29 protein-coding genes are annotated in these 24,696 nt (G+C 59.8%); 10 read left to right on the top strand and 19 right to left on the bottom strand.

What is annotated here, in order from left to right; all coding sequences use genetic code 11:
- Nucleotides 1-114 precede the first annotated feature (114 nt).
- Nucleotides 115-822: an endonuclease/exonuclease/phosphatase family protein gene (locus tag ACW4YW_RS00675; RefSeq protein ID WP_457135789.1), complete on the top strand. Its 708-nt coding sequence runs from the start codon at nt 115-117 to the stop codon at nt 820-822.
- Between the two features lie 58 nt (nt 823-880).
- Entirely contained in the window at nt 881-1,156 is a 276-nt protein-coding gene (locus ACW4YW_RS00670) for a hypothetical protein (RefSeq protein WP_457135788.1), read from the top strand.
- A 22-nt stretch (nt 1,157-1,178) separates the two neighbouring features.
- On the opposite strand, the gene ACW4YW_RS00665 is transcribed toward ACW4YW_RS00670, so the two are convergent.
- Nucleotides 1,179-2,636, bottom strand: coding sequence for an iron-containing redox enzyme family protein (locus ACW4YW_RS00665; protein WP_457135787.1), 1,458 nt, complete (start codon nt 2,634-2,636; stop codon nt 1,179-1,181).
- Between the two features lie 177 nt (nt 2,637-2,813).
- Between ACW4YW_RS00665 and ACW4YW_RS00660 the strand changes: the two genes are divergently transcribed.
- Nucleotides 2,814-3,791: a methyltransferase gene (locus ACW4YW_RS00660; RefSeq protein WP_457135786.1), complete on the top strand. Its 978-nt coding sequence runs from the start codon at nt 2,814-2,816 to the stop codon at nt 3,789-3,791.
- 138 nt (nt 3,792-3,929) lie between these two features.
- Here the strand turns inward: ACW4YW_RS00660 and ACW4YW_RS00655 are convergent, their stop codons facing one another.
- Nucleotides 3,930-4,820, bottom strand: a complete 891-nt coding sequence (locus tag ACW4YW_RS00655) for an SDR family oxidoreductase (RefSeq protein WP_457135785.1) — start codon at nt 4,818-4,820, stop codon at nt 3,930-3,932.
- Between the two features lie 399 nt (nt 4,821-5,219).
- Between ACW4YW_RS00655 and ACW4YW_RS00650 the strand changes: the two genes are divergently transcribed.
- From ACW4YW_RS00650 to ACW4YW_RS00640, 3 genes are read left to right on the top strand one after another with little or no spacing between them, the layout of a single operon-like run.
- Nucleotides 5,220-5,732: a DUF2231 domain-containing protein gene (locus ACW4YW_RS00650; protein WP_457135784.1), complete on the top strand. Its 513-nt coding sequence runs from the start codon at nt 5,220-5,222 to the stop codon at nt 5,730-5,732.
- 40 nt (nt 5,733-5,772) lie between these two features.
- The gene (locus ACW4YW_RS00645; protein WP_457135783.1) at nt 5,773-6,096 is read left to right on the top strand and encodes a copper resistance CopC family protein; all 324 of its coding nucleotides are present in this window, start codon (nt 5,773-5,775) and stop codon (nt 6,094-6,096) included.
- Between the two features lie 2 nt (nt 6,097-6,098).
- Nucleotides 6,099-6,971, top strand: a complete 873-nt coding sequence (locus tag ACW4YW_RS00640) for a CopD family protein (RefSeq protein ID WP_457135782.1) — start codon at nt 6,099-6,101, stop codon at nt 6,969-6,971.
- Here the strand turns inward: ACW4YW_RS00640 and ACW4YW_RS00635 are convergent.
- The 7 genes from ACW4YW_RS00635 to ACW4YW_RS00605 form a co-directional block, all read right to left on the bottom strand.
- The gene (locus tag ACW4YW_RS00635) at nt 6,937-7,497 is read right to left on the bottom strand and encodes a hypothetical protein (protein WP_457135781.1); all 561 of its coding nucleotides are present in this window, start codon (nt 7,495-7,497) and stop codon (nt 6,937-6,939) included. The genes ACW4YW_RS00640 and ACW4YW_RS00635 overlap by 35 nt on opposite strands.
- A gap of 2 nt (nt 7,498-7,499) precedes the next feature.
- A complete protein-coding gene (locus ACW4YW_RS00630) occupies nt 7,500-8,156 on the bottom strand; it encodes a c-type cytochrome (RefSeq protein ID WP_457135780.1) in 657 nt (218 codons plus the stop codon).
- The gene (locus ACW4YW_RS00625) at nt 8,153-8,806 is read right to left on the bottom strand and encodes a cbb3-type cytochrome c oxidase subunit II (RefSeq protein WP_457135779.1); all 654 of its coding nucleotides are present in this window, start codon (nt 8,804-8,806) and stop codon (nt 8,153-8,155) included. The genes ACW4YW_RS00630 and ACW4YW_RS00625 overlap by 4 nt, the downstream gene beginning before the upstream one ends.
- The gene (locus ACW4YW_RS00620) at nt 8,803-10,287 is read right to left on the bottom strand and encodes a cbb3-type cytochrome c oxidase subunit I (RefSeq protein WP_457135778.1); all 1,485 of its coding nucleotides are present in this window, start codon (nt 10,285-10,287) and stop codon (nt 8,803-8,805) included. Before ACW4YW_RS00620 ends, ACW4YW_RS00625 begins: the two co-directional genes overlap by 4 nt.
- The gene (locus tag ACW4YW_RS00615) at nt 10,284-10,532 is read right to left on the bottom strand and encodes a hypothetical protein (RefSeq protein WP_457135777.1); all 249 of its coding nucleotides are present in this window, start codon (nt 10,530-10,532) and stop codon (nt 10,284-10,286) included. Before ACW4YW_RS00615 ends, ACW4YW_RS00620 begins: the two co-directional genes overlap by 4 nt.
- Nucleotides 10,533-10,724: 192 nt before the next feature.
- Nucleotides 10,725-11,189 carry a DUF2269 family protein gene (locus tag ACW4YW_RS00610; RefSeq protein ID WP_457135776.1) on the bottom strand — a complete coding sequence of 155 codons (465 nt, stop codon included), beginning with the start codon at nt 11,187-11,189 and terminating at the stop codon, nt 10,725-10,727.
- A complete protein-coding gene (locus tag ACW4YW_RS00605; RefSeq protein WP_457135775.1) occupies nt 11,170-12,522 on the bottom strand; it encodes an SDR family oxidoreductase in 1,353 nt (450 codons plus the stop codon). The genes ACW4YW_RS00610 and ACW4YW_RS00605 overlap by 20 nt, the downstream gene beginning before the upstream one ends.
- A gap of 91 nt (nt 12,523-12,613) precedes the next feature.
- Between ACW4YW_RS00605 and ACW4YW_RS00600 the strand changes: the two genes are divergently transcribed.
- Nucleotides 12,614-13,102: a hypothetical protein gene (locus ACW4YW_RS00600; RefSeq protein WP_457135774.1), complete on the top strand. Its 489-nt coding sequence runs from the start codon at nt 12,614-12,616 to the stop codon at nt 13,100-13,102.
- Here the strand turns inward: ACW4YW_RS00600 and ACW4YW_RS00595 are convergent.
- Both ACW4YW_RS00595 and ACW4YW_RS00590 read right to left on the bottom strand, forming a co-directional pair.
- Entirely contained in the window at nt 13,092-13,325 is a 234-nt protein-coding gene (locus tag ACW4YW_RS00595; protein WP_457135773.1) for a hypothetical protein, read from the bottom strand. The genes ACW4YW_RS00600 and ACW4YW_RS00595 overlap by 11 nt on opposite strands.
- Before the next feature lie 54 nt (nt 13,326-13,379).
- Nucleotides 13,380-14,552 carry a zinc-dependent alcohol dehydrogenase gene (locus ACW4YW_RS00590; RefSeq protein WP_457135772.1) on the bottom strand — a complete coding sequence of 391 codons (1,173 nt, stop codon included), beginning with the start codon at nt 14,550-14,552 and terminating at the stop codon, nt 13,380-13,382.
- Nucleotides 14,553-14,890: 338 nt separating this feature from the next.
- Between ACW4YW_RS00590 and ACW4YW_RS00585 the strand changes: the two genes are divergently transcribed.
- The 3 genes from ACW4YW_RS00585 to ACW4YW_RS00575 all read left to right on the top strand — a co-directional run bounded on the left by ACW4YW_RS00585 (nt 14,891) and on the right by ACW4YW_RS00575 (nt 16,773).
- Entirely contained in the window at nt 14,891-16,159 is a 1,269-nt protein-coding gene (locus ACW4YW_RS00585; protein ID WP_457135771.1) for a cytochrome P450, read from the top strand.
- A complete protein-coding gene (locus ACW4YW_RS00580; protein ID WP_457135770.1) occupies nt 16,146-16,340 on the top strand; it encodes a hypothetical protein in 195 nt (64 codons plus the stop codon). Before ACW4YW_RS00585 ends, ACW4YW_RS00580 begins: the two co-directional genes overlap by 14 nt.
- A 169-nt stretch (nt 16,341-16,509) precedes the next feature.
- Nucleotides 16,510-16,773, top strand: a complete 264-nt coding sequence (locus ACW4YW_RS00575) for a hypothetical protein (RefSeq protein ID WP_457135769.1) — start codon at nt 16,510-16,512, stop codon at nt 16,771-16,773.
- A gap of 80 nt (nt 16,774-16,853) precedes the next feature.
- Here ACW4YW_RS00575 and ACW4YW_RS00570 read toward each other — a convergent pair whose 3' ends face one another.
- From ACW4YW_RS00570 to ACW4YW_RS00535, 8 genes are all read right to left on the bottom strand, one after another.
- Nucleotides 16,854-17,288 carry a GlcG/HbpS family heme-binding protein gene (locus ACW4YW_RS00570; RefSeq protein WP_457135768.1) on the bottom strand — a complete coding sequence of 145 codons (435 nt, stop codon included), beginning with the start codon at nt 17,286-17,288 and terminating at the stop codon, nt 16,854-16,856.
- A 70-nt stretch (nt 17,289-17,358) separates the two neighbouring features.
- The gene (locus tag ACW4YW_RS00565) at nt 17,359-18,261 is read right to left on the bottom strand and encodes a cytochrome c oxidase assembly protein (protein ID WP_457135767.1); all 903 of its coding nucleotides are present in this window, start codon (nt 18,259-18,261) and stop codon (nt 17,359-17,361) included.
- Nucleotides 18,258-18,668, bottom strand: a complete 411-nt coding sequence (locus ACW4YW_RS00560) for a hypothetical protein (protein WP_457135766.1) — start codon at nt 18,666-18,668, stop codon at nt 18,258-18,260. Before ACW4YW_RS00560 ends, ACW4YW_RS00565 begins: the two co-directional genes overlap by 4 nt.
- Before the next feature lie 25 nt (nt 18,669-18,693).
- A complete protein-coding gene (locus ACW4YW_RS00555) occupies nt 18,694-19,305 on the bottom strand; it encodes a cytochrome c oxidase subunit 3 (RefSeq protein WP_457135765.1) in 612 nt (203 codons plus the stop codon).
- Nucleotides 19,302-21,194, bottom strand: a complete 1,893-nt coding sequence (ctaD, locus tag ACW4YW_RS00550; RefSeq protein ID WP_457135764.1) for a cytochrome c oxidase subunit I — start codon at nt 21,192-21,194, stop codon at nt 19,302-19,304. The genes ACW4YW_RS00555 and ctaD overlap by 4 nt, the downstream gene beginning before the upstream one ends.
- A 4-nt stretch (nt 21,195-21,198) precedes the next feature.
- On the bottom strand, nt 21,199-22,152 hold the full coding sequence (gene coxB, locus ACW4YW_RS00545) for a cytochrome c oxidase subunit II (protein WP_457135763.1): 954 nt from the start codon (nt 22,150-22,152) through the stop codon (nt 21,199-21,201).
- Between the two features lie 83 nt (nt 22,153-22,235).
- Nucleotides 22,236-22,745, bottom strand: a complete 510-nt coding sequence (locus ACW4YW_RS00540) for a c-type cytochrome (protein WP_457135762.1) — start codon at nt 22,743-22,745, stop codon at nt 22,236-22,238.
- On the bottom strand, nt 22,729-24,579 hold the full coding sequence (locus tag ACW4YW_RS00535; protein WP_457135761.1) for a methanol/ethanol family PQQ-dependent dehydrogenase: 1,851 nt from the start codon (nt 24,577-24,579) through the stop codon (nt 22,729-22,731). Before ACW4YW_RS00535 ends, ACW4YW_RS00540 begins: the two co-directional genes overlap by 17 nt.
- Nucleotides 24,580-24,696 lie beyond the last annotated feature (117 nt).

Raw genomic sequence — 24,696 nt, 5'->3', positions numbered from 1 at the left:
GCGCTCTGCCGCAGGCAGTACACGTGACGTGGTACGGCAAGCCAGAGCAACAACTCAAGGAGAGTTTTGTTCGCCCGATCTTAATACACTTTTCTTGTTTCAAAGCGATCATGCATGCAAAGAATAAGACTGCTCTGTTTCAACATTCATGGCGGACGCAGCCTGGATGGCACGCGCGACCTGGGCCGGGTGCACGGCCTGATGCAACGGCTGGATATCGATATCGGCGTCTTCCAGGAAATGGAAACCCGCCCGTCGCGCGGAGGTTTGTCAGGCGACCTACAGACGCTGGCCGGACCGGAGCGTCCGCACCATTTGATCTGCCCCAGCATGGAAGAAGGGGCGGGCTGGTACGGCAACCTGATCGTCAGCCGCTACCCAATCGTCCGCGGATTGCTGCATAACCTGGAAACGCACCCCAGCCTGGAGCCGCGCCATGCGGCAGATGCCCTGGTGCAGCTTCCATGGGGGAGGCTAAGGGTGATCGGCACGCATCTCTCACTTTCCATTTTCGAGCGCCGATCCGAGGCGAAGAACTTGTTGCGGCTGATGCAGGCGGTAGAAGAGGAGGAGCGCAGCCCCATCCTGCTCATGGGCGACATCAACGAATGGCAGGTGCCGTCTTCGCTGCTGCGCTATCTCAATCGGCATCTCACTCCGTTGCACTGCAAGCCCACATTCCCTTCGGTATGCCCGGTATTCCGCCTGGATCGCGTATGGCACGACGCGCCCGGAATCAAGGTTACCGCCCACCGGTTGCCGGGGAAAGGCATTAGGAAATTGTCCGACCACTTGCCTTTGGTGGTTGAGCTTGAGTATTGAGCGCAGGAGAGGCAGGCAGGGCCCTCACGTATCAGGAATATAAAAGCAAGGAGTTGGCATGGATTATCTAGATTGGCTGCAATGGCCCGCAATGGTGGTCACGATTGCGGCAGCCTGGCTGGTGGGCTCGACGTCCAAGTACCGGCGCAACTGGGGCTTCTGGGCGTTCATCCTGAGCAACCTGTTATGGATCGCCTGGGGCTGGCATGCGCATGCGTATGCCCTGATCGTCCTTCAGTTCGGGTTGGCGGTCATGAATATCCGCGGCGTATGCAAGAACGCGCCTCCAGACCAAGAAGCAGAGATACCGTCACGAGATGCCCAGGCACGCTGACCGTGCCGTCCGGCAGGTTTGCTCAATTAAGCCATTGCGCCTTGAACATGCGCGTGGCGGCAAGCCCTACGGGGTGGTGATGCAGGGCGGGCGACATCCATGAACCCAGGAACTGCATCAATGCATCCTTGTCCCTGAGCGACGCCAGCTGCTGGTTGAACAAGTGCTGCTCGTCAATCTCAGGCACAGGCTCTGGTTTTGCCAAGTGGATGATGTTGGAAGATTTACTGCCGGCTCCGGGAACCTGCTGTCGTTTGGCCTGCCGTTTCTGGATGCGCCAGGGTTCGCCAAGGCGTTCGCGCTTGGGCAGTTGCTCGAGGGCGTCGCCTGCAATCCAATCGTAAAGCACCTGCTTCTCGTAGGGGCTGAATACGCCGAACATCTGGCCCTGGCCGCCGTCGATCAGCTTCCAGAACCTGGAGTTTTTCGGGTCTTGGTGCCGGTTGATCCAGCCTTGCTCTTCAAGCGCTTTCAGCAGTGAAGGCATCTGGCTGCCGTCGGACAGCCACTCCCTGAGGTTGCGCCCGGCGATGCGGCAATGGTGGTGGTGCATGAACTGGCCGATCGTGGCTTTCTGCCGGAATATCTCCGCCAACTCGTCCTCCAGATTGAAGGACTTGATGATGTCGACCGAGCCGAGCCCGGCATTGTTGAGCTTGGCGCCGTTGACCACGCGTTGCATGAAATTCTGCTGATGGGCGAAATGCGGAAGCAGTTCGCGTACAGCATCGACCGACTTGACCGCATGCCCGGACAGAGCATTGTCTATGGTGATATGCAGGGTGAAGTAATACGGGTCTATATTGAGTTCGTCCAGTTCCGCAGCCGTGATCAGCAAGTGCAGCGGCAATTGCTCGTAGGCCAGGTTGAAGCCGATGACCTCCGGCAGGAACTGGTCCGCATGCACGGACAAGGCTAACTGGGTGGCGCCCTGTACGAAGTATTCGTCTTCCAGCGTCTTCCATTGCTCGCATCCGTGGGCATGGATCAGTTTGCGGTAGATGGCGACATGATTGTCTTCCTCGACGCCGTCGCCGAGCTCCTCGAGGTAAATATCGAGCAAGGCGCTGAATCCAGGGTCTTTCCAGCGCCGAACCAGGCCATACAGCCAAGACCCGTCCACCATCTTGGTGGGAGCGACCGACTTGATGAAGTTGAGGGCATGCGCCTTGCTGCCGAAATAACGGCGGGGAGCGCCGTCCTGGCGTTCCTGCAGGTATTGCTGGTATCGCTGGCCTGTCTCCAGGCTGCCTTGCAACATCCAATCCACCAATTGCTCGATATCGGACGGAAAAGGGGCAGAATCGTCGGCACAGGCTTCCAGCTGCTGATGCAGGAATTCGAGCGCGTCGGCATGATAGCTTTCCGGCGACGGGCCATGCGCCCCGCCGTGGCTCAACAAGCCGAAATACAACTCGCGCGGCAATATCCCTGGCTTTTCAGCATCATGCAACGAGGTGGAAGGCGCTGTACTCAACATAGGATGGGTGTCTCGAAAGCTTTAGATAGCCACATTCTCTTTTCCATATGCACAGCCGGTTATCGGTCATAGGATTAATCTCGTGTCAGACTGAGACGACAGGCAAGACTAGGTTATTTTGTTAAGCTGCTAGGCTTCCAAGCTGCCGAACAGTGATATGCATAAGGACCTCACCTGATGACCATTGCCCCCGAATCAATGCCTAGACCGGGCCAGGCAAATGCCGCCCTGGTTGCCTTGATTGAGTGGTTGCGACAGCAATCATATGCGTTCACCACCATTTCCCCGGCCAGCCATGCGCTGGTCAACGGGCGCCCGGGCAATGAAACCGCGAAGGATATGATTGGCGCGCTCGGCTGGAGCAGGCCGTTTGCGCCAGAAGCGGTCGGTGAACGGTTGTTCGCCTTGCTGGAGCAGGCCCATGCCTTGAAGCAAGACGGCAGCCTGTGGCGCAGCAAATTCCGTGTCTCCAGCCTGGCTGGGCAGTTGTTCCTGCACTCGGCATTTCCTACCGCCGAAAACGACGCGATCTTCTTCGGGCCGGATACCTACCGCTTCGCCCGTGCCATTGAGCGGCATCTGGCGTTATTGCCACCGCAGTCACTCTCTCAAATCCAGCGTGCCGTGGACATAGGCAGCGGTAGCGGGGCAGGGGCCATCCTGCTCGCACAGCATCTGCCGCAAGCGGAAGTGCACGGCGTAGACATCAACGACAGGGCCCTGGCCTTGGCAGCCGCCAACGGCATTGCCGCAGGCTTGAGCAACCTGCATTGGCACCATAGCGATCTCTTGCAGGCGCTGGACGGCGAGTTCGACCTTATCGTCTCCAATCCCCCGTTCCTGGTGGATGCGGCCGAACGCGCCTACCGCCATGGCGGCGGCCCGCTGGGCGCCGGACTGTCAGTGAAAATCGTCGACACGGCGCTCGACAGGCTGGCGCCGCAAGGCACGCTGTTGCTTTATACCGGGGTGGCGATAATGGATGGCCGGGACCCGTTTAAAAAGGAAGTGGAAGCCAGGCTGGAGAAGAGCGGCTGGCATTACGAATACCAGGAAATGGATCCGGATATTTTCGGGGAAGAGCTGGGCAACCCGGTTTATTCCAATGCCGACAGGCTGGCAGCCGTCGTGCTTACCGTGCAACGGCCGGGTTAATGCTGCCAAGAACCCAACTACAAGAACTCAATAGAAGAAAGACGTTGAGACGGATTCCAACGTGCAAGCAGCCAAGCCATACGCCCGGCAGCAAGCCGGGCAGGCAAGGCGCTGTACGTCATCGGCGCAGCATCCTCTTTAGCCATTGACGATAGAGCCGCCATTGGGGTGGATGATCTGCCCGGTCAGATATGAGCCGTCATTGGAGGCAAACAACACATATGCCGGCGCGACTTCGCTAGGCTGTCCAGGCCGTTGCAGCACGGTGTTATGGCCGAATTTTTCCACCTGTTCGGCACTGAAGCTTGCCGGAATCAGCGGCGTCCAGATCGGGCCTGGCGCCACCGCGTTCACCGTGATGCCGCGCTCTCCCAGCTCGATTGCGAGCGAACGCGTAAATGCGACGATCGCCCCCTTGGTTGCGGCATAATCGATCAGGATAGGATGGCCCTTGTATGCGGTGACGGAGGCAGTATTGATAATCCTGCCTCCCTTGCCCAGCAGCGGCAATACAGCCTTGGTCAGGTAGAACATCGAAAAGATGTTGGTGCGGAAAGTATGCTCCAGCTGCTCGGCAGAAATCTGCTCGATGCTGGGTTGCGGATATTGTTGGGCCGCATTGTTGACCAGGATGTCGATCTGGCCCAATTCCTTCACTGTCCTTGCTACCAGTTCCTCGCAAAATTTCGGGTTGCCTACATCGCCTTTGACGACTATGGCCTTCCGCCCTTGCTCGCGAATCAATGAAAGTGTTTTTTCCGCATCCTCGGTTTCATCGTCGCTCAGGTAATTGATCGCGACATCGGCTCCCTCGATTGCGAAATGGATAGCGACGGCCCTGCCGATGCCGCTGTCGCCGCCGGTGATGAGGGCAGTCTTGCCTTCAAGCTTGCCGCTGCCGCGGTAAGACGGGTCTATATATTGCGGGCGCGGCTCCATTTCCGCTTCCACGCCCGGCTGCCGGTCCTGGTGCTGGGCTGGCTGGTCAATATCGCGATGGTCCTTGTCTGCATCGTAATCTAGCGTCATTTTGTCCTCCGTCGGGAATATATAAAAGATAGGGGAGCAGCGGCTTGCGCTCGCCCGGCCTGACTAAGTAACACGTTGATATTCCCTTTCAAAGAAAGCATCCGATGAAAGGTGAATCCATGCTAGAACACTCAGACAAGGGCGGTCATCGTCATGCGTCCTATTCGATTGTGAGAATCTGCAACAGCGCGCCAACTCAGGCTTTGCAGTGGAGTCAAGGCTCAGGAAGAGCTTCATGGATGAGGTTGTCAGCGCTTTCCGTCAAGAGATTCAGGCTTGTCCGCTCACGGAGTTGGATTTGCGGAGGATAGAGTCGGCGTCATCACCTTGACCGTTGTTTATCTGGCTGGCTTCACCCTGTTTCCAACCCGGCAAATGCCAAACACAAGGAGAATAGAGATGGATCCCGTTTATCCTGCAGGTAGCGGTACAAAAGCCGCCGTCAGGCGCCACCCCATCCACCCGATGCTGGTTTCCCTCCCGATCGCGTTCCTGATGGGGGCGTTGCTGAGCGATATCGCATTTGCGGTTTTAGAGAATACGTTCTGGGCAGAGGCCTCGTTCTGGCTGTTGGCGGCCGGCCTGGCCGGCGGGGCGCTTGCCGGCGTATCGGGCCTGGTCGAGTTGCTGGGCGTGAGGCGTGCACGGCGGCTTCCCATGGCCTGGCTGCATGGCAGCATCAACCTTGTTGTCCTTGGGCTGGCATCCGTCAACTTTTACCTGCGTATGGATGATATGCTGGACATCCTGCCGCTCGGCCTGGGATTGTCGGTAGTGACCGGCGCCTTGCTCGGCGTCTCGGGATGGCTGGGAGGCGAAATGACATTCCGGCACGGAATAGGCGTGTCGGAGCAAGTGGGCGGTTTCGAGCCTAAGTCAAACAAGCCCAGGCCGCATATGCGCCAGGGATGACATCGCACGGGAGATTATTGCCTTGACGAGCCGGTACTTCATGTTGTGTTGGTTGCTGCTGCTTCCTTTCTCGGCGCTAGGCCACAGCAAACTGGTTTCCTCCGACCCGGAGGAGGGTGCTGTCCTCTCACAGCCGCCATCCATCGTCACGCTGCGCTTCAACAAACCGATTGAATCGCGATTCAACCGTGCCGAATTATGGCAAGGCGGAAAATGGGTTTCCCTGACTTCGGAGGCGGAACCGGAAAAACTGGTCATCAGGCTGGACAGTGCCACCGCCAAGGCCGAGTACCGCATCCGCTGGAGCGTGATGTCGCATGACGGTCATCGCCAACAAGGAATATTGCGCTTCCTCGTCAAATAAGCATGCCATCCATCTTAGACCATGCCCATTTGCTTGACGGCGCGCTCGCCCGGGCTTGTGCCTATATGGCAGTGGCCATGCTTGCCGGCATGCAATTATGGGAATGGCGCCTCCGTCGCCCGTTGGCATGGCGGCAATATTTCAGCTGGACCGCATTCGCGCTTGGCAGTGCGGCCTTGCTGCTGGCATTGAACAGTGCGGCCTTGAGCGGCGAGCAGGCTTCCGATGCGGCGGCGATGTCCCTCGCCAGCCCAGGAGAGATGCTTGAGCTGATGCGGTTCAGTTCCTTCGGCCAGGCGTGGCTGGGGTTCTGGCTTTTTCTATTAGTCGCCATTTGCTCCTGGAAAGACTGGATGGTTCGTATCGCCCTCCTGACAATGTCTGCGGCACTGGCATTGGCGTCGCATGCGGGCGAACTCGGAATGTGGCACTGGCTATACTGGATAGACTTGGTGCATATGGGTGGCGCGTTGTTCTGGCTGGGAGGGATGAGCCTCATGCTCGTGCTCAGGCTTGCCGGTGATTCATGGATCACAGCGCACGAACTCAGCTTTTTCTCCCGCCTGGCGCTGCCGTTGTTCCTGCTGACGATTGCCAGCGGCATGTTGAGGCTATTGCTGCAGTATGTAGAGGAGGACGGGCTGGCCTGGACCTACGTCGTCATGCTGGGGCTGAAGCTGGCGGCGGTGGCGGCAATTGCGGCCTGTGCATGGAAATTGAGGCGCTTGCTGCGACAACCGGGATCCGCCACGGCGGCTTACGATACCGGGCGAATTTCAGATAATGGGTTCGATAATGGACTGACTTTGGAGTTCTTCTTCGCGCTGGTGCTGGTGCTGTTCACTGCGTTGCTGACGCAGCTTGCGCCGGGTTAGATGCCGTCGGCTGCGAGTTCACTTCTTCGCCGCCGTGACGGCTGAATATCTGCTCGATACGCGCAGCCTCTTCAGGCGGCTGCAGATATACCAGCAACAGCATGGCGTCATTCCGCTGCAAGGCGCGCTGCATTACCACATTGGTATCGCTGTCGCGCAGCCAGCCGTATAACGCCCCCAAGGCTGCACCGACGATGATGCCGATGTCGGGTCCCAGCAGTTGCACGAGCGCCATTTTTTCCGTCACCTCATATCCGGCCAGCAGGATAATCGCCAGGGTGAGGGCAGAGCTGATCAGCAGGCCTGCCAGCGCCCCCCGGCCGGTCCAGGCGAACCAGCTGTCGGTGTTCTTTTTGGCGCGCAGGGAAGGAAACCTCGCCGCCGCATCTTCCGAGAGCGCGACGTCGATGAGGTCGCGCGGAATGCCGAGCCGCAGGCATTCCGTCAATACGCTGTCCACCTGGCCTTGTTGCTTGAAGAAGCCGGATACGGTAAAGGATTCCTTGAGTCTGGCATGCGGCTTCATCTCTACAAGGCCTCCAGCTCGGCTGCCGTCCATGGGGTCTGCCTGTCCTTGGTCTGCTCGCGTATCTTCTTCACAAGCGCAGCGTTGACCTTGTCCGCCTTGTTGTCCCCGAGCTCGCTGCGGATATAGCTGGCGACCGCCGCCACTTCCTCGTCTCCCAGCTGCGAACCCCATGGCGGCATGATGCCGTTATAGGTTTTGCCTGCCACCTCGATCTCGCCCTGCAGCCCATGCAGGATGATGTTCACCAGCACCTCAGGGCTTTCAAGCACGTATTTTGCTCCCACCAGCGGCGGAAACGCCCCTGGCACGCCCTGGCCGTTGGCTTGGTGGCAGGTAGCGCAGCGGCTGCTGAAGATAGAAGCGCCGGACACGGTGGACGCAGGGGCGCTCTCCTGCGCCTGGCCGCCTTGGTTGCCGCCATCATGCAAAAAGCCGATATGCGCCGCCGTATCCATCCTGCCCATATGCCGCCCCAGGTAGAATGCGCCGACGACCATGGAGAATACGACGAACAGGTAAAACCAGACGGGGCCCTTGATCGTATCCTCAAAAGGCTCGGCGGTTTCATGCATGACATCGTCGTGCAGGGCCAGGGTGGATACTTCGTTGTTCTCCGACTGGATAGGGTGGTCATGGTGACGGTTTTCATCAATCATGGCTGCGCCTCCTCGGGGCTTTCATTCCGTGAATTGTCGTTCTCTGGGGTGTCGTTGGCAGGCTTCAACGGGTCGTTGGGGGCCGGGTAGTCATGCTTCAGGCTGAGCAGGTAAGCCACAAGGGCTTCAGCCTCTTCAGTCACGACAATCACGCCATCCGCTGGCGCATGGGGTTTGGGCACGTCCAGCACCTTGTCTCCGGGCTCTGCCGCGGCTTTATGCCGGAACAGGAACGGAAAGGCGGGCATGATGGACCATGGCACCAATGCACGCGGCTGGTAGAGGTGCAGCAGCTGCCAATTGCGGTCGGGCAGGCGCGAGCCTACATTGAACAGGTCCGGTCCGGTGCGCATGGTGCCGAGCAGGTGGGGATTGTCGTGGACGTAATCCTCGGGCACGGAAGGCCTGGTCCCCATGCCCTTGCTGATGTCGGCGGTAAAGCTGGGGTCGCGCACCTGCTGGGTATGGCAGTAGATGCAGCCATTGCTGATATAGAGCTGGCGCCCGGCCAACTGCTGCGTAGTCGGCTCCTTGAGTTCGGGCGGCGCCTGCAGCCCAGAAAGCATGCTCTTGGGCAGCACTACCAGGATAACCAGGGCGAACATGACTGTCGCCATCGCCCCCATGATCAATACCAGCAACCTGGTCATGGCGCCTTCTTTCTCACCAGCACCGGCTTGATCTCAAAGAAGGGCGGATGCCGCCTGATGCTGCCATGTCGGGTAAACGCCAGCAGGTAGGCATGGTAGGCAAACACGATATGCCCGGCGGAAATGATCACGGCGGCCACGCTGCGCATGAGCAGCCATGGGCGGGTGCTTTCCACGGAGGCCTCGAAACCCTGGCCGGGCGCCAGCAAGCTCAGGCCTTGCAATACGCCGCCTATGCCCAGCGCCACCACGTAGAGCACCATGCCGCCGCCCACCAGCAGAATATGCGCACGGATCAGCCGTGTGCTCGGCCATTCCTTCTTGAGCACGCGCGGCAAGATGTAGTACATGCCGCCGAACAAAGACAAGGTCACGAACATATAAAGCCCGAGGTGGGAATGGGCGATGGTCCAATGCGTGAAGTGGGTGATGCGGTTGACGCTGACCAATGCCGTCAGGATGCCTTGCAGCGACACCGCGGTATACGACATCGCCGCGATGACGGCCAGGGTCAGCGCTGGCGAATAGCGCATGGCGCCGAAGCGCCCGACTACGGTCATATGCTGGTTGATGCCGACCGCGACCACCGGCACCACCATCATGATGCTGGCAGTGATCGAGGTGGCAATCATCCAGGAAGGCAAGGGCCCGCCAATCAGGTGGTGCATGCCGTTGAGGGCGTAGAACAATGCCAGTCCCCAGAACCCGATCAGGGAAAGCCAGTAGGAATAGATCGGCCTGCCGATGATCTTGGGCAGCAGGTAGTAGATAAGGCCAAGGTTGACGGTGGTGAGCCACAAGCCCAGGGCGTTATGCGCATAGAACCAGTTGACCGCCGCCGACTCCACGCCTTGAAAGATGGGCAGGTTGCCTGCGATGAAGATAATCAGGAACCAGGGGTAGGATGCCGCGACATACCATACCGACACATACAGGTGATGCACGTTGCGCACTGAAAGCGTCTTCCAGATCGACGCGCCTACCAGGGCGGCGCCCAGCACCAAGAGCGGATCGGCCCAGGTGCGGTCCAGTTCCAGCCATTCCAGGCCGTCGCTATGGCCGGCCAGGAGCAGGGCCACGCCCACGCCCAGCCCCACGGTCCAGATCAGGATGCCGGCAATGGCGGCCTTGGCCCAGCGCAGCTGGGTACGGCATAGCCTGGGCATCAGCCAAAGGGAAACCGAGAACATGGCGGTGCTGGCCCAGCCATAGACCATGACGTTGAGGTGCGCCGGCCGGATGCGGCCAAAGGTCAGGTAGGCCTGCTCGGTCAGGAGGTCGGGGCGGTCGAACTTGAAGCTGCTGATGTCGCCCAGGACGGTGCCTGCGAGCAGCCACACCACGGCAATGAAAAAACCGAGCAGCACCGGCTGACTGCCGGAGTGGTCGTAAGCCGCGACTTCATCGGCGCTTATCCTGAGCTTGCTGTGATCCAGCGTGCTGTCTTGCTGGGTACGGGGCGAGGCGACTGCTTCCGTCATAGCCAGCGCTCCCATTCGCGTTGGGGATTGGGGAGCAGGCCGCCGTGTTGCTGCATGCGCTCCTCAGCCTGCTTGCGCGTTTCCCAGGGACGGGAATAGCGCAGCTCTTCCACCTCGAAAATCGAATCCGCGGTTGCCCCTATATTGTCGAATTGACCATGGGCGATGGCGAGAAACAAGAACACCAGCGGCGGGATACCCACTACAAGGCTGAGCAGGATGATCGCAAACGAATTGGCAAGCATTCGGACTCCTGTAGAGGAAAGGAATAACCACAATGAATGTAGAGGTGAATCTATAGCGGTGCAGTACTCAGTTTTCCTAAAGCCTTGTCAGAAAAACCAACAATATCCATTTAGAAAGCATGGATGAATTGCCGGCGGTTCCTTGTCAGGCAACGGCTCGCGCAAGGGTGGGAGGTATCGGAAAGCGCAGCTTCAAAGCGGTTTTGCCGTCATCAGGTAAAACACGCACAACAAGGCGACGAATGCAGGGATGCCCAGCAGCACCCAGTAACGCAGGTACCGCTGGTAAAGCGGGGGCAAGGGCTCGCGCACATGGGCGGCGAGCACCGCTATCTTGTGCATGCGTATCTGTAGCCACACCACCGGCAGCCAGCAAGCGCCAGCCAACAGGTAAAGCGCGACGGACCATATGATCCAGCCCTGCATGACGGAGTAGCCGGCATGGTGCACGAGGTAGAAGCCGGTGACGGGCTGCACGATGATGGCGGGCGTGGTGAATACCCAGTCCGCAAGCACGACCAGGCGCGCAACGCCGGCAACCTCCCTGGCATCGGCTTTCAGGCTGGTAGACAGCATGTAGAAGGCGGAGCCGATGCCGGTGCCGAACAATATGGTGGACGAGACGATATGCAGCCACTTAACGACGAGGTAATCCATCCTGGCGTTCCAGTGTCATCAACGTGTAGATCAGTGCCAACATGGGCAGGTTCTTGAGCAGGGGGCCGAAAGGATGCAGCCAGAATGCCGGGATGAACCAGCTCAGGATCAAGGTATAGCCCACGATCACGGCAATCTGCAATTGCCAGAGCAAGCGCCGCTTGCGCAACAAAAGCGTGGCGATGCCGAAGCCGATATCGAGCGAGGCCGCACCGTACAAGGCCACGCTCGCCATCGTTCCTTCCAGGCCGACCTCGGCAAGCAACGCATAGCTTTCCTCCACCGGGTAGATACCGAGCGACAGCAAGCCGGTGACTATCCATACCACGGCAATGCTGAACCTGAGCAAGGGCATCAGCCAGCCGAGCAGCGCAAGCGAACGCCATCCGTCGGCCTCCGCCGGCTTGATGAAGGATTCGGCTGGCGTCGGGTCGCGGCCCAGGAAGAAACGCATATCCTCAATCTCCGCGGCATTGCCGCGTTCCAGCATTGCCAGCGTCTCGGGGGTCAGCAGGCTGGAAGGCGTCCATCGCCCGGCCTGGGCTGCCAGCTTGGCGACTATGCGGTGCAGGCTGAACGTCCTGAGCCGTCCAAGGCTCATCTGCCGCCGCAAGGCATCGCAATATTCATGCAGGGTGAGCGCCTGCGGGCCAGCTACCGCAATGGTAATGGCGCCTGCGGGGTTGAGCGGCACCAGGGCCTGTATCAATTCCGTCACGTCACGGATATGCACAGGCTGCAAAAGCTGGCATCCCCCTCCCGGCAACGGCAGTACCGGCATGCTGGCCAGCACGGCGAACAGGCGCGCGCTCGAGCCGTCCTCTCCGAAGACCAGCGAGGGTTGCAGGATGAACGTGGGAATATCCAATGTCCTGAGTACGTCGTCGGCCGACTTCTTGCTCAGGTGGTAGGCGCTGGCAGCCTCTTCATCGGCCCCTAATGCGGATATCTGGATGACCAGTCCCACCTGGGATTGCTGACAGGCCCTGAACAATGCCGCAGGTGCCTGCTCATGCAGGGTGTGGAATGTCTGCCCGCCGTGTTCGCGCAACAGCCCGACCGCATTGATGACGACATCCACGCCCTCGAGCACGGGCAGCCATTCCTGAGTTTCGAGGCCCTTGGCGAAATCCGTTTCGATATAGGTGATATCTGGGTGGCTGGCTGCCGGCAGCTTGCGCACCCCGGCGATGATGCTGTGGCCTTGCTCCTTCAACGCCGCCACGATGTGCCTGCCGAGAAAACCGTTTGCCCCCAGCACCAGCACGGTCCTAGGCTTCGCCAACTCCTCAGGCAATGGCGATGCCGCCGTTGAACTTGCGCTCCATGCCATGGCTCTATGAAGGGAGCCGGAGACGCTGGCTGCGAGTTTCTTCAACCAAAGACGGGGACGCATCATGCCAACAGGATTATGCAGGCGCGGGTTGAGTACCGGAACATATGCCAGTGTGAGTTCGGCATTGGCGTTGGCCATCGGTGGAAAGCTGGAGAACGGGTCATATGTGGCTCCTATCAATGCAATCAGTCATTGGGTATGGGGTGACGATGCGGCCCGGCACGACGGCGTGGATGTCAGGCACACCATGCTGGGCTATACGATCCACCATGCCTCCGCCACTTTCTGGGCCCTTATCTACGAGCAGGTGACCAAGGAGAGGCAAGAAGGCAATGCCTTGCAGCTCTATGCCGATGCCGCCGTCATTGCAGCCTTGGCATGCTACGTCGACTACCACCTGACACCGCGCCGACTGAGGCCAGGCTATGAAATGCGTCTCTCGCGCCTGTCGCTGCTCGTAGTGTATGCCGCATTTGCTTTCGGGCTTGCCCGGCAGAAGCTGGCCAGGCACCGTCTACAAACCCGCAAAAATCGTCATCCGGCACGCCAGCTCAGTACACGCCAGCTCAGTAAGTGATCTGCCGGCACACGATCTTGTCTATCATCCCGTTGGGCAGGCGGTTGGTTTCGATACCGTAATCGCTGCCTATGCTGCCGAAGACCGCCATGACGATCTTCTGGAAACCCTCCAGGGCGTCGAAAGAATCGTCGACGGGCTTGATCACGAAACCATGGCCTTCCGGCATGTTTTCTGCGAGATGCAGCGGGGAAGACACCTTGAATTCATCTACTCTTGCCATGATGGTTCTTTCTCTATCTGAATGAGGTCGCACGCCATTGTCGAGGCGTTCCTGCTAATGCAAGCCCGGGGTCAGCACGACCTTGCGGCAGTTTTCCTCCGCGTCGTTGAAGATGCGGTAGCCCAACGGCGCATCCTCCAGCGACATGCGGTGGGTGATGATGTCGGCCGGGTGCAGGTCGCCGTTTTCTATGAATTCCAGCAGTTCTGGCAGGAAGCGGTGCACGTGGGTCTGGCCCATCTTGAATGTCAGTCCTTTGTCGAAGGCATCCCCGAGCAGGAAGCCGTGGATGAAGCCTGCATACACGCCGGGGATGCTGACCGTGCCGCCGCGCCTGGTGGCGGCAATGCATTGACGGATCACCTTGCCGCTGCTGGTTTCCAGCTTCAACGCGGTGAGGGCGGTTTCCACCACGCTGCCTTTGGCCTCGAAGCCAACCGCGTCGATTGAAGCGTCCACGCCGCGGTGCGCGGTATGCTGCAGGATATATTCAGCCGGATCCTCGACGTCGTCCAGGTTGATGCTGATGGTGTTGTATTGCGCCTGGGCAAAATCGAGCCGGTATTGCAGGTCGTCGATCATGAAAATCTTCTCCACGCCCAGCATGCGGGCACAGGCCGCCGCCATCAGGCCGACAGGACCCGCGCCGAAAATGGCCAGGCTGTCGCCTTCGCCCACTTCGGCGTTGAGCACCGCCTGGTAGCCGGTAGGCAGGATGTCGGTCAGAAACAGCACCTGCTCGTCCGCCAGGCTGCCGTTGACCTTGAACGGGCCCACGTTGCCTTGCGGCACGCGCACCAGCTCGGCCTGCCCGCCGGGAATGCCGCCGTACAAGTGGCTGTAGCCGAACAGGGCGGCGGGCGGCGTGGCGTTTTTCTTGTTCAGGCTGGCGCCACGTCCGGGGTTGGTGGTTTCGCATGCGGCGAATTGCTGCTGGTCGCAAAAATAGCAGTGCCCGCAGGCAATCACGAACGGGATGATCACGCGGTCGCCTTTTTTAACCTGGGTAACGCCGTGGCCCGCATCCTCGACGATGCCCATGAATTCGTGCCCCAGGATGTCGCCGTCGTGCAGCTCGGGAATCTTGCCGCGGTAAAGATGCAGGTCGGACCCGCAGATGGCGGTGGAGGTGACGCGGATAATGACATCGTCGGAGGCCTGCAGGATGGGGTCTGGAACCGTTTCGATACGGACATCTTTACTGCCGTGGTATGTCAATGCGCGCATGTAGTGCTCCTTTGCATGAAAAGTGAAAACAGTAGCGCAGCTGCCAGCCGCCATATTCAGGTGGCCGGAAGGGCAGTCAGGCCCGGCAGCAAAACTTGATGTGATGCTAGCCAAGCGCGCGCAGCCCGATCATCCGCGCTTTGCTGAAAGCGCTGTAAGAATTCCATTCCTTTGCCGATGCATCCAGCAGAGCAAAATGGGTTCGGTAATATCCGCTGACACGAGAATCCGACAATGGCGCCTACCAAGGTCTAGCACTGCCTTGCAGCATTTGACGTAGCGGCAGGTTGCCGCTTTTGTTTTCCTTCAATGCTTTTGATTCGCTCAAGAGGAGCTCCATGACCAGCCCTCCGCTTGAAAGTACCTATGCGCTATGGAAAAAAGGATATGTCTTCATCGACAGCACTTGCCACGTGCTGGGAGTCAAGGCGTTCAAGACTCGCTTGCTGCTGCATCCCACTATCTGCATGCAGGACGAAGCCGCCGCCAGGCTTTTTTACGATAACGAAAAATTCATACGCTCAGGCGCCATGCCTTCACGTGCGCAGAAGACGCTTGTCGGCGTAGGCGGGGTGCAGGGGATGGACGGCCATGCCCACCGCCACCGCAAGCAGTTATTCATCCGCGAACTCATGACGCACGAGCGTATCGAGCAGCTTGTGCGCCTGCATCAGGACCATTGGCGCGAAGCCATGCAGAAATGGAAACCCGGCAGTGAAATCGTGTTGTTCAGCGAGGCCCAGAAGCTCCTGTGCAAGAGCGTATGCGCCTGGGCGGGCATACCCCTGGCCAGCCAGGAGCTGGGCCGGCGCGCAAGGGAATTCGGCAACATGATAGATAGCGGCGCGGGGCTGGGCCTGCATCACTGGCGCGGCAGGATGGCGCGCAAGTCATGCGCGCGCTGGATCGGGCAACTGGTCGAGGATATCCGCCATTACGGCAAGCCGGAACAACCGGCCAGCATATTGCAGGCGGTCGCCTGGCACCGTGACGAGCAGGGACAACTATTGCCACTGCATGTGGCGGCTGTGGAGCTGATCAACATATTGCGTCCTACCGTGGCGGTAGCGCAGCTTGCCGTATTCAGCGCGCTGGCATTGCACTCGTTCCCGGCTTGCCGGCAAAAGCTGCAGCAGGGCGACGAACATTACCTGGATTGGTTCGTGCTCGAGGTCAGGCGCTTCTACCCCTTTTTCCCTTTCCTGGCCGCCATGGTGCGCGAAGACTTTCATTGGCAAGGATTGGAGTTCAGGCGGGGTCAGCGCGTGCTGCTGGATATCTACGGCACCCACCGCGACCCGGCATTGTGGCAGGACCCGGCTCAATTCATGCCTGAGCGCTTCAAGGATTGGGACGGCAACAGTTTCGGCCTGATCGCCAATGGCGGCGCAACCTATGAATACCATCACCGTTGCCCGGGGGAATGGATCACGATCGCGCTCATGAAGGCCATCACCCAGGTGCTGGTGCACGAACTGGAATACACCGTCCCTGACCAAGACTTGAGGCTGGACCTTGGCAGGATTCCGGCATCGCCGGAAAGCGGCTTCATTATCCAGCCTGCCATCACGCCTCGCTATCTGGAGAAACAACATGCAAGCCCATGAGCTGACGCCATTGCAGTGGAAAGCATTGAATAAAGTATGGCAAGCCGAACAGGAGGGCCGCGCGGCAGAAATTGCCGACGGCCTGCGCGATTTCCTGATCAAGGCAGAATTGATCTTGCCGGATATGGAGCAGCATCACCGCATCACGGAAAAAGCCAGGTCCATGCTCGTCAAACCCTGACCCAGGCTACCGTATGCATTGTTCCGCATGAACTCCTGAAACCGCACTGGCGTTGGCTTTTCAGACAAGCGTCCATGAGGTTTTCCAGCGCTGTTTCAGTGCCCGGACTACATTGCCTGCCACCTTGCCCGTTTATGCTGGAACTTCATTCATACGAAAGGAGCAGGCCGTGAAATCCATATTATGCATTGCCGCACTTAGCCTCAGCCTTGGCCTATCCAGCGCCTATGCGGCGGAAGAAATCAATCCGCGCGCGCTGGACGATGCCAATACGCCTCGCAACCAGGATGAAAAAGCATCGAAAGACGGCAAACAGAAGGCTATTGAAAACGCCACCGATCAACAGGCGGATCCGAATGTAAAACCTTCCGGTCATGACCAGCGCAACCATGGCTCGACAGAGCAGCCGCGCAGCAAGCAGGAACGCCGCTAATTCCGTTCAGTGGATTGAATCCAATCACGCGTGAATGCCCGCAGGCTCCCTCCTAAATAAAGAGCCTGCGGGCATTTGGTTTATGTACGCCAAGGATGCTTGGGCAGGTCGCAGCTGCCCGCCGCCTCGGCGCCGGCCTTGGCCACGATGTGGTCGTTCTCCACCGTATCGCCGCTGACGCCTATCGCGCCCACCAATATCCCTTCTTCATCCACGATGGGCAATCCGCCCGGAAAGGTGATGAGTCCTTCGTTGGAATGTTCTATGCCGTACAAGGGCTGGCCTGGCTGCGACAATTTGCCGATTTCGCCGGAAGGCATGGCGAAAAAGCAGGCGGTCTTGGCCTTCTTGATGGCGACGTCTATGCTGCCCACCCAGGCATCGTCCATACGCGAGAACGCCTTGAGGTTGGCGCCCGAGTCCAGCACGGCGATACAGCTTTTCACGCCGATGGCCTCGGCCTTGCGCGTGGCTTGTTCAATAATGGTTTTGGCTTGGTCTATCGTGACATGCATGGTGCTTCTCCTTTGCGGTTGATGAAGAAAGGGTCGTGCGGGTTGATTCGTTTATCCAGGTTGCCGATCGTTAGCCCGTCCGTCTTGCCAGCGGCCTCTCTTGGCTTCCCGTATTGAGCAGGCGGTAGCAGATTGCCAAAGCGACAATCAGGTAAGCCATGCCACCCGGTATCCACATGATGAGCCCGCCCAGCTGCTGGTCCTGCAAGGCCAGTTCCAGGCTGCCTGCGGGAATGATGTAGCTGTGGTACCAGACCCGGCTCGAGAAGGTCAGCAGCGCGCCGAGCAAGGCAGTGTGCAGCGCGGTGGTGAACAATGACACCAGGCCGGAGACGGCAGGGCTGCGCGTATTGCTCAGGCGCATGAGCGACCACCAGAACAGCAGCGCGGAGAAAAAGAAGCTGAGGTGCTGCAGGTCATGCACCACCGGGTAATGCAGCGCGGTTTCGAACAATTCCGGCACGTGCCATCCCCACAGCACGCCTGCATGTATGGTCCAGGCGGAGAGCGGGTTGGTGAGCAGGCGCCAGAAGCGAGAGAAGCCGGCACTCGACGTCGTCTTGCCGACCTTGACCGCCGCATCGGGAAAAGCCCATGCCCATATCGGCAGGGGGCGGGCAATGACGAACAGCGGCGCCGCGATGATCATCAACAGCTCGTGCTGCACCATATGCATGGAGAAATAGGCATTGCCCAGCGTATCCACCGGCGAAAACAGCGCCGCCACAAGCGTAACCCAGGCGAGCAGGAAAGCCTTGACGCGCATGGGCGCATAGCGGGTTGGCCTGCCTGCCTTGCGCGTCATGCGGTAGAGCCCGGCAAGGTAGAGGACAAGCGCCAGCCCGACCGGAAGCGCCACCCAGTAATCTTGCAGCAACTGCAGCCAGGGGCTGGCGTGCTGGTGGCCGCCGATCGGGTGCGCCCACGCCTGTGAGCCATAGAGGTAGAGAATGAAGGCGACAAGCCGCTTCATATGCATGGGTCCAGCACCAGGACGGGCAGCCACTGGATCACGATCACCAGCAGGAAGAACAGGCTGAGCATGAAGCCTGCCAGCGCCATGAACTGCCGCGGCGGCATCTCGCTTTCACTCTCGCTGCCGCGCTTGTGCGATTGCGGGTTTTCGTTGATGCGGGCCAGGGTCTTGTGCAGCTGCAGGTTGTGCCAGCTCAGATAGGCGCTGGCGGCGCTGAACAGGAAGGCAAGCACGGTCGCCGCATGCACCGGGATCAATTGCTCTTCCCGGCATGACCAGTCGAGGACCGGATAAGCCACGCTCAACTGCAGACTCCAGCTGACCGGGCCCGCCAGAATGCATATCCAGAGCAATGCGAGCGCAAAGCTGGGATTGTGTTCCGCGATTTTGATCGGGTCGCGCATATTGTTCCTTTACTCAGTCAAAACCTCAGCTCCAGATACGCGAGCCCAGGTAGATGGTCAGGTAAAGCGGTATCCAGGCCGCCGCGACGAAATACCAATACAGCCCGTTCACGGTGACGGCTATCCTTTTTTCCGGCGTGAAGTAACGCCTGCGGGCAAGGTAGACCACCACCAGCGTCTTTAGAATCACCGCGATGACGTGGGCGCTATGAAAGCCGATCATGAGCCAGACCACCGAGCCGTAGGCATGAGTGTCCCAGCGAAAATCGACGTGGCTGGCATATTCGTAGGCCTTGATGCCGAGGAACACCAGCGCCAGGGCGATGCTGACCAGCGGCATCCAGGCCAGCGGCTTGGGGTTGCCGCGTTTGAAGGCCTTGTCCGTGAGGTAGACCGGCACCATGCTGACAAGCAGGACCACGGTGGACAGGGTAGGCAGCAGCAATTCCGGCGGGCTGGTGCCCGCGGGCGGCCAGGCGGTATGGTTGCCTTGCAAGTAGAAGAAGCTCGCAATCAAGGTGGCGACCACCGTGCCTTCCACCGTCATGAGCCCGACGATGCCCCACCACAGGGGCGACCTGAACTCATAGCTGTAATCCGGCAGCTTGCTGGCGTCGATGTCGGCATGCAGGCTCATTTTGCCGCTCCCAGTTGTTTAGGCCATACCCAGCCCGTGATGGCGATAAAGCAAAGTAGAAAGCCCAGCAGCGGGATGGCAATGTGCGCCATCAGGCCGGCGAAGGTGACCGCGGTGGCGACCGCGAGCCAGAAAGGCCACGGCGACGGGCCGGGCAGCGGCTGCCTCGCTTCCGGGTGCGATTCGAGGATGGAGGTGAGCAGGATCTCGCGCCGGTCGCTGCGGATGCCGGTGACCACCGGGTTCTGCTCCAGCCCGCCGGTGCCGGACCATAAGGGGTAGCGGCTGTCCACGGTCCGGATGTGGCGGAAATTGTAGGAAGGTGGAGGGGAGCTGGTGGCCCATTCGAGCGTGTCCGCATTCCATGGGTTGTCGCCGGCGATGTTGCCGCGCTTGAGGCTGACCAGCGCATTGACCAAGGTCAGCAGCAGGCCCAGCGCGAATACGACCGAGCTGATGCTGATGAAGAGATTGGCCTCGTTCCAGCCGAGGCCGTCGAGATAGGTGTAGACGCGCCTGGGCATGCCTTCCAGCCCGAGCTTGTGCATCGGGAAGAAGGTGAGGTTGAAGCCGGCGAAAGTCACCCAGAACGCGATCTTGCCGAGGCGCTCGCTCATCATGCGGCCGGTGAACTTGGGATACCAGTAATACAGCCCGCCCAGCAGCGGGAACACCGCGCCGCCGATCAGCACGTAATGGAAGTGGGCGACGACGAAATAGGTGTCGTGCGCCTGCATGTCGAACGGCACCGAGGCTACCATCACGCCGCTGAGGCCGCCGATGATGAAGATGAGGAAAAAGCCCAGCACGTGCAGCAAGGGCGTGGCAAGCTTGGGCTTGCTGCCCCACAATGTGGCGATCCAGCAGAATATCTGCACGCCGCTCGGGATGGCGATCATGGCGCTGGAAGCCGTAAAGAAATTGGAGCCGAGCTGGGGCAGTCCCGCCGTGAACATATGGTGTACCCACAGCCCGAAACCGATGAAGCCGATGGCGACGATAGAGAGCACGATGGGGATATAGCCGAAGATGGGCCGCTGCGTGAAGGTGATGATGATGCTGGACACCATGCCCAGGGCCGGGATGAAGATGATGTAGACCTCGGGATGGCCGAAGAACCAGAACAGGTGCTGCCACAGGATAGGGTCGCCCGAGGCCGCGGTGAAGAAATGCATGCCGGCCATGCGGTCCAGCGCGAGCATCAGGCTCGCGATCACCAGCGGCGGCAGGGCGAACACGATCATGAACGACATCACCAGCATGGCCCAGACGAAGATCGGCATGCGGTTGAGCGACATGCCGGGCACCTTGCACTTGAAGATGGTGGCGATGAGCTCGATCGCGGCCACCAACGCCGAGATTTCCATGAAGGTGATCACCGTGGTGTAGAAATCCAGCCCCAGGCCAGGCGAAAAGCCGGCGCCCGCCAGCGGCGGGTAGCTGAACCAGCCCGCGTCGGGCGCGATCTTCAGCAGCAGCGCGGCGTACATCATGACGCCGGCGATGAGGTAGATGTAGTAGCCGAAGGCGTTGAGACGCGGGAACGTCATGTCGCGCGTGCCGAGCATGAGCGGGATGATGTAGACCGCGAAGCCTTCCATGACCGGGATCGCGAACAGGAACATCATGGTGATGCCATGCATCGTAAACACCTGGTTATAGGTTTCCGGGTCCATGAAATCGTTCTCGGGCACAGCGAGCTGCAGGCGCATCAGCAGCGCCAATATCACGCCCAGGATAAAGAAGATAAACCCGGTGACGATGAAGCGCATGCCGATATTGGTCTGGTTGACATGGGTGAACCAGGCGAAGAAGCCGGGCGGAGACGCCCAGGTGCGCTCCAGTTGCCGGGTTTCCTCGTCGTGGTGGATGGATGCTGAATCGGTCATTCCGCTACTCCAGGCTGAGCAAGTATTCGACAAGGTTGCCAAGGTCCTCTCCCGCCAGCACCGTCGCCGGCATGTGGCTGCCGGGCTTGAAGCTCTGCGGCGAGAGTATCCACGAAGACAATGTGCCGGGCATGTTCTCCAGCGTGCCCGCCGCCAGCGTCTTGCGCGAGCCGATATGCGTCAAGTCCGGCGCCACGCTGGCGAGGGCAGTGGTGCCGCGGATCGCATGGCACATGGCGCAGCTCGAGCGCAGGAACACCTGCCTGCCCCTGGCTTCGTTTTCAGTGGCTGGCTCGCGTGCCGGCTGCGCCTGCCGCTGCAGCCATGCCTCGAAATCCTCTTCCGGCACCGCATCCACGGTGAAAGCCATCTTGGCGTGCTGCTTGCCGCAGAACTCGGTGCACTGGCCGCGGTAGCTGCCGGGCCTATCGGCCTTGACCCAGGTCAGGTTGCGCTTGCCCGGCACCATGTCCGTCTTGCCATTCAATTGCGGAATCCAGAAACTATGGATGACGTCGCTGGCCTCGAGCGCGATGCGCACAGGCTTGCCGACCGGGATGCGTATCTCGTTGGCCGTCTTGGCGACATGCTTGCCTTCCGTATCGAGATAGTCCACTTCCCACCACCACTGGTGGCCCGTGACCTTGATGGTCAAGGCGCGCTCGGGCATGGGCGCGACGATTTCGCGGTTGACCGCGGCGCTGGAAATCACGAAGACGGTCAATATCAGGGCCGGAATTACCACGCCCGAGACGAAGACCAGGTTGCGGCTTTGCGTGAAGGTCAAGGGCCTGGGTTCGGCTTTATTCCTGGCCCTCAGCAACGCCACGGTCAGCATGGCCAACACGATGAACAGGATGATGCCGCCGATCGCCACCATGCCCCAGAACAGGTCGGCGATTGCCTTGGCCAGCGGGCCTCCGGGCTGCAGGGCGGATTGGCTCGCATATGCTGGCAAACAGACACATATGAACCAGACGTTGGCCGCGGCAATGCCAGGCAGCATAAATTTTTGTCGTAAGCATTTCTCCTGCGGCGGACTCATGGGGTTTCGCCCTCGTGCAGGTTTGAATCTGCCTGTTCCTGCAACGGCTTGCTGCTGGCGCCGGCGGGCAGATCCTTGTCGAGTCCGCCTAGCGAGCGGACATAGGCGACGATCTTCCAGGCTTCCTGCTCGGGGATTTTGCCGTGAAACGCCGGCATGCCGTTGGGGCGCCCTTCCATGATGGAGGCGAATATCTGCGCGGGCTCGCTGCCGTATATCCAGTGCTTGTCGATGAGCGGCGGGCCCATGCCGCCACCGCCGTTGGCATGGCAGCCGGCGCAGTTGAACCAGCTGTAAAGCCGCTTGCCCTCGTTGATCGCATGGCGGTTGTCCATGTAGGGATGTTGCTTGACGGCCGCATCCTCGGTGCCGGGGCCGAACTCCGTCATCCTGGCCGCAGGAGGCGAGGGCGGGTTTTCCGCATTGCGCAGGGCGGCCTGGTCCTCGCAGCCGCTCAGCAACAGTACGGCAAGCGCTGCTGTTAGCTTGTTAGAGGGAGAAAACATACAATTGTCCTCCCTTGTCGGTATGTTGCGGCAGGTCCTTCATGGCGTTGGCGAAGCCCAGCGCCGCTGTGCCGTCGCGCGCGTCCAGCCCGCCGGAAACGATGGCGCCGGACCAGCCGCCCACGCCCGAGAAAATGGCGACGTATTGCTTGCCGTCCTTGTCCTGGAAAGTGACGGGCTGGCCGACGATGCCGGAGCCGACGCGGAATTTCCACAACAGCTCGCCGGTCTTGGCATCCACCGCCTTGAACCAGCGGTCCATGGTGCCGTAGAACACGATGTCTCCCGCGGTCGCCACTGTGCCGCTCCAGACAGGGAAGTCTTCCTTGATGCTCCATACCTTGCCGCCGGCGACTGGGTCCCAGGCGGTATAGACGCCGCGGTGACCGCCCGGCCCGGCGAACATCTTCACGTCGGAGCCGACATAGGGCGTTCCGGCGATATAGTTGGCCTGGGTGCCGTGCATATCCATGCAGAGGTTGTTATGCGGCATATAAATAAGCCCGGTCCTGGGTGAATAGGCCGAAGGCTGCCAATCCTTGCCGCCCGGGGCGGCGGGGCAGATGTTGTGCACGGTCTTGTTGGTGCCGGGCCGCTTGTCCTTCACCTTGCGCAACTGCCCGGTCTTGAGATCGACGCCCTCAGTGACGTTGACCGGCACATAAGTATTGGCGGACAACACCTCGCCGCTGGCGCGGTCCATCACGTAGACATGGCCGTTGCGCTCCGGCCTGACCAGCACCTTGCGCTGCTCGCCGTTGATGGGCAGGTCGAGCAGCAGGCTTTCGTTGACGCCGTCGTAGTCGTAGAGATCGTGCGGCTCGATCTGATAGGCCCAGATCGCGCTGCCATCGTCCGGGCGGCGAGCGAACACCGTCAATGTCCACTTGTTGTCGCCAGGCCGGAAATCCGGGTTCCAAGGGCCGGGATTGCCCGTGCCGTAATAGACCAGGTCCAGCTCCGGGTCGTAAGAGAGCCAGCCCCATACTGTCCCGCCGCCGATCTTCCACATTTCCGGCGGCCAGCTGCTCGCGCCGAGGTCCTTGCCTTGGTCCTGCGGGTAAAACGGCCTGAAATCCTCGCCGATCAATACCTCCTTGTCCGGCCCGGTGCTGTAGGCGGTCCACAGCAGCTCGCCCGTTTGGGTGTCCAGTGCCTTCAGCCAGCCGCGCACGCCCATCTCGCCGCCGCTGTTGCCGACCAGCATTTTCCCCTTGACCACCAACGGCGCCATCGTCATGGTTTCCCCGCGCTTGAGGTCGCCGACCCTGGTCTTCCACAGCTCCTTGCCGGTAGCCGCCTCCAGCGCGATGGCATGATTGTCCAGCGTATTGAAGAACAGCTTGCCGTCCGCATGGACCAGGCCGCGGTTCACCACGTCGCAACATGCCATGCCTTGCGATTCCTGATGCGTGTCAGGCTTGTATTCCCATTTCTTGCTGCCGTCCAATGCCAAGGCATACACCGTATTGGGGTAAGGCGTGACCACGTACAGGGTATCGTCGACAAAAACCGGCGCCGCCTCATGCCCGGGCGTGAGGCCGGTGGAGAATGTCCAAGCCAGCTTCAAGTCTTTCACGTTGTCGCGGTTGATTTGCTCGAGCCCACTATAGCGGGTGCTGGCGTAGTTTTTTGCCGGCATGGTCCATTGGCCGTCCTCTTCAGAGTCCAACCAGGCGGGCGATGTTGATTTGTTATGGAGGCCATTTTCCTGAGTCACCTCAGGAGTAGGTGCAACAGGGTCCGACGGCGCGCTATCTTGACTACAGGAGGCTGTTAAAAAGCAGATCAACAACAACCCTGGATAAAGGAAAAAATCTCTGTAGCTATCCACTCGATAGTTCCTTTTAGCGAATTTATATGGAGATGAAAGATGGCTGGCTGCTCGATCATCACAGGAAGTTTTCCCTGTTGGTATAAATTACAGTCATTAAGTTTCAAAAAATATTTC

This window comes from Methylobacillus pratensis, from assembly GCF_054072455.1.
This window is presented reverse-complemented; position numbering and strand designations above follow the sequence as displayed.

Bases quoted from the DNA above. Each gene is read 5' to 3' on its own strand.
- ACW4YW_RS00675 (WP_457135789.1), top strand. From the start codon at position 115: ATGCAAAGAATAAGACTGCTCTGTTTCAACATTCATGGCGGACGCAGC.
- ACW4YW_RS00670 (WP_457135788.1), top strand. From the start codon at position 881: ATGGATTATCTAGATTGGCTGCAATGGCCCGCAATGGTGGTCACGATT.
- ACW4YW_RS00665 (WP_457135787.1), bottom strand. From the start codon at position 2,636: ATGTTGAGTACAGCGCCTTCCACCTCGTTGCATGATGCTGAAAAGCCA.
- ACW4YW_RS00660 (WP_457135786.1), top strand. From the start codon at position 2,814: ATGACCATTGCCCCCGAATCAATGCCTAGACCGGGCCAGGCAAATGCC.
- ACW4YW_RS00655 (WP_457135785.1), bottom strand. From the start codon at position 4,820: ATGACGCTAGATTACGATGCAGACAAGGACCATCGCGATATTGACCAG.
- ACW4YW_RS00650 (WP_457135784.1), top strand. From the start codon at position 5,220: ATGGATCCCGTTTATCCTGCAGGTAGCGGTACAAAAGCCGCCGTCAGG.
- ACW4YW_RS00645 (WP_457135783.1), top strand. From the start codon at position 5,773: ATGTTGTGTTGGTTGCTGCTGCTTCCTTTCTCGGCGCTAGGCCACAGC.
- ACW4YW_RS00640 (WP_457135782.1), top strand. From the start codon at position 6,099: ATGCCATCCATCTTAGACCATGCCCATTTGCTTGACGGCGCGCTCGCC.
- ACW4YW_RS00635 (WP_457135781.1), bottom strand. From the start codon at position 7,497: ATGAAGCCGCATGCCAGACTCAAGGAATCCTTTACCGTATCCGGCTTC.
- ACW4YW_RS00630 (WP_457135780.1), bottom strand. From the start codon at position 8,156: ATGATTGATGAAAACCGTCACCATGACCACCCTATCCAGTCGGAGAAC.
- ACW4YW_RS00625 (WP_457135779.1), bottom strand. From the start codon at position 8,806: ATGACCAGGTTGCTGGTATTGATCATGGGGGCGATGGCGACAGTCATG.
- ACW4YW_RS00620 (WP_457135778.1), bottom strand. From the start codon at position 10,287: ATGACGGAAGCAGTCGCCTCGCCCCGTACCCAGCAAGACAGCACGCTG.
- ACW4YW_RS00615 (WP_457135777.1), bottom strand. From the start codon at position 10,532: ATGCTTGCCAATTCGTTTGCGATCATCCTGCTCAGCCTTGTAGTGGGT.
- ACW4YW_RS00610 (WP_457135776.1), bottom strand. From the start codon at position 11,189: ATGGATTACCTCGTCGTTAAGTGGCTGCATATCGTCTCGTCCACCATA.
- ACW4YW_RS00605 (WP_457135775.1), bottom strand. From the start codon at position 12,522: ATGGCATGGAGCGCAAGTTCAACGGCGGCATCGCCATTGCCTGAGGAG.
- ACW4YW_RS00595 (WP_457135773.1), bottom strand. From the start codon at position 13,325: ATGGCAAGAGTAGATGAATTCAAGGTGTCTTCCCCGCTGCATCTCGCA.
- ACW4YW_RS00590 (WP_457135772.1), bottom strand. From the start codon at position 14,552: ATGCGCGCATTGACATACCACGGCAGTAAAGATGTCCGTATCGAAACG.
- ACW4YW_RS00585 (WP_457135771.1), top strand. From the start codon at position 14,891: ATGACCAGCCCTCCGCTTGAAAGTACCTATGCGCTATGGAAAAAAGGA.
- ACW4YW_RS00580 (WP_457135770.1), top strand. From the start codon at position 16,146: ATGCAAGCCCATGAGCTGACGCCATTGCAGTGGAAAGCATTGAATAAA.
- ACW4YW_RS00570 (WP_457135768.1), bottom strand. From the start codon at position 17,288: ATGCATGTCACGATAGACCAAGCCAAAACCATTATTGAACAAGCCACG.
- ACW4YW_RS00565 (WP_457135767.1), bottom strand. From the start codon at position 18,261: ATGAAGCGGCTTGTCGCCTTCATTCTCTACCTCTATGGCTCACAGGCG.
- ACW4YW_RS00560 (WP_457135766.1), bottom strand. From the start codon at position 18,668: ATGCGCGACCCGATCAAAATCGCGGAACACAATCCCAGCTTTGCGCTC.
- ACW4YW_RS00555 (WP_457135765.1), bottom strand. From the start codon at position 19,305: ATGAGCCTGCATGCCGACATCGACGCCAGCAAGCTGCCGGATTACAGC.
- ctaD (WP_457135764.1), bottom strand. From the start codon at position 21,194: ATGACCGATTCAGCATCCATCCACCACGACGAGGAAACCCGGCAACTG.
- ACW4YW_RS00540 (WP_457135762.1), bottom strand. From the start codon at position 22,745: ATGTTTTCTCCCTCTAACAAGCTAACAGCAGCGCTTGCCGTACTGTTG.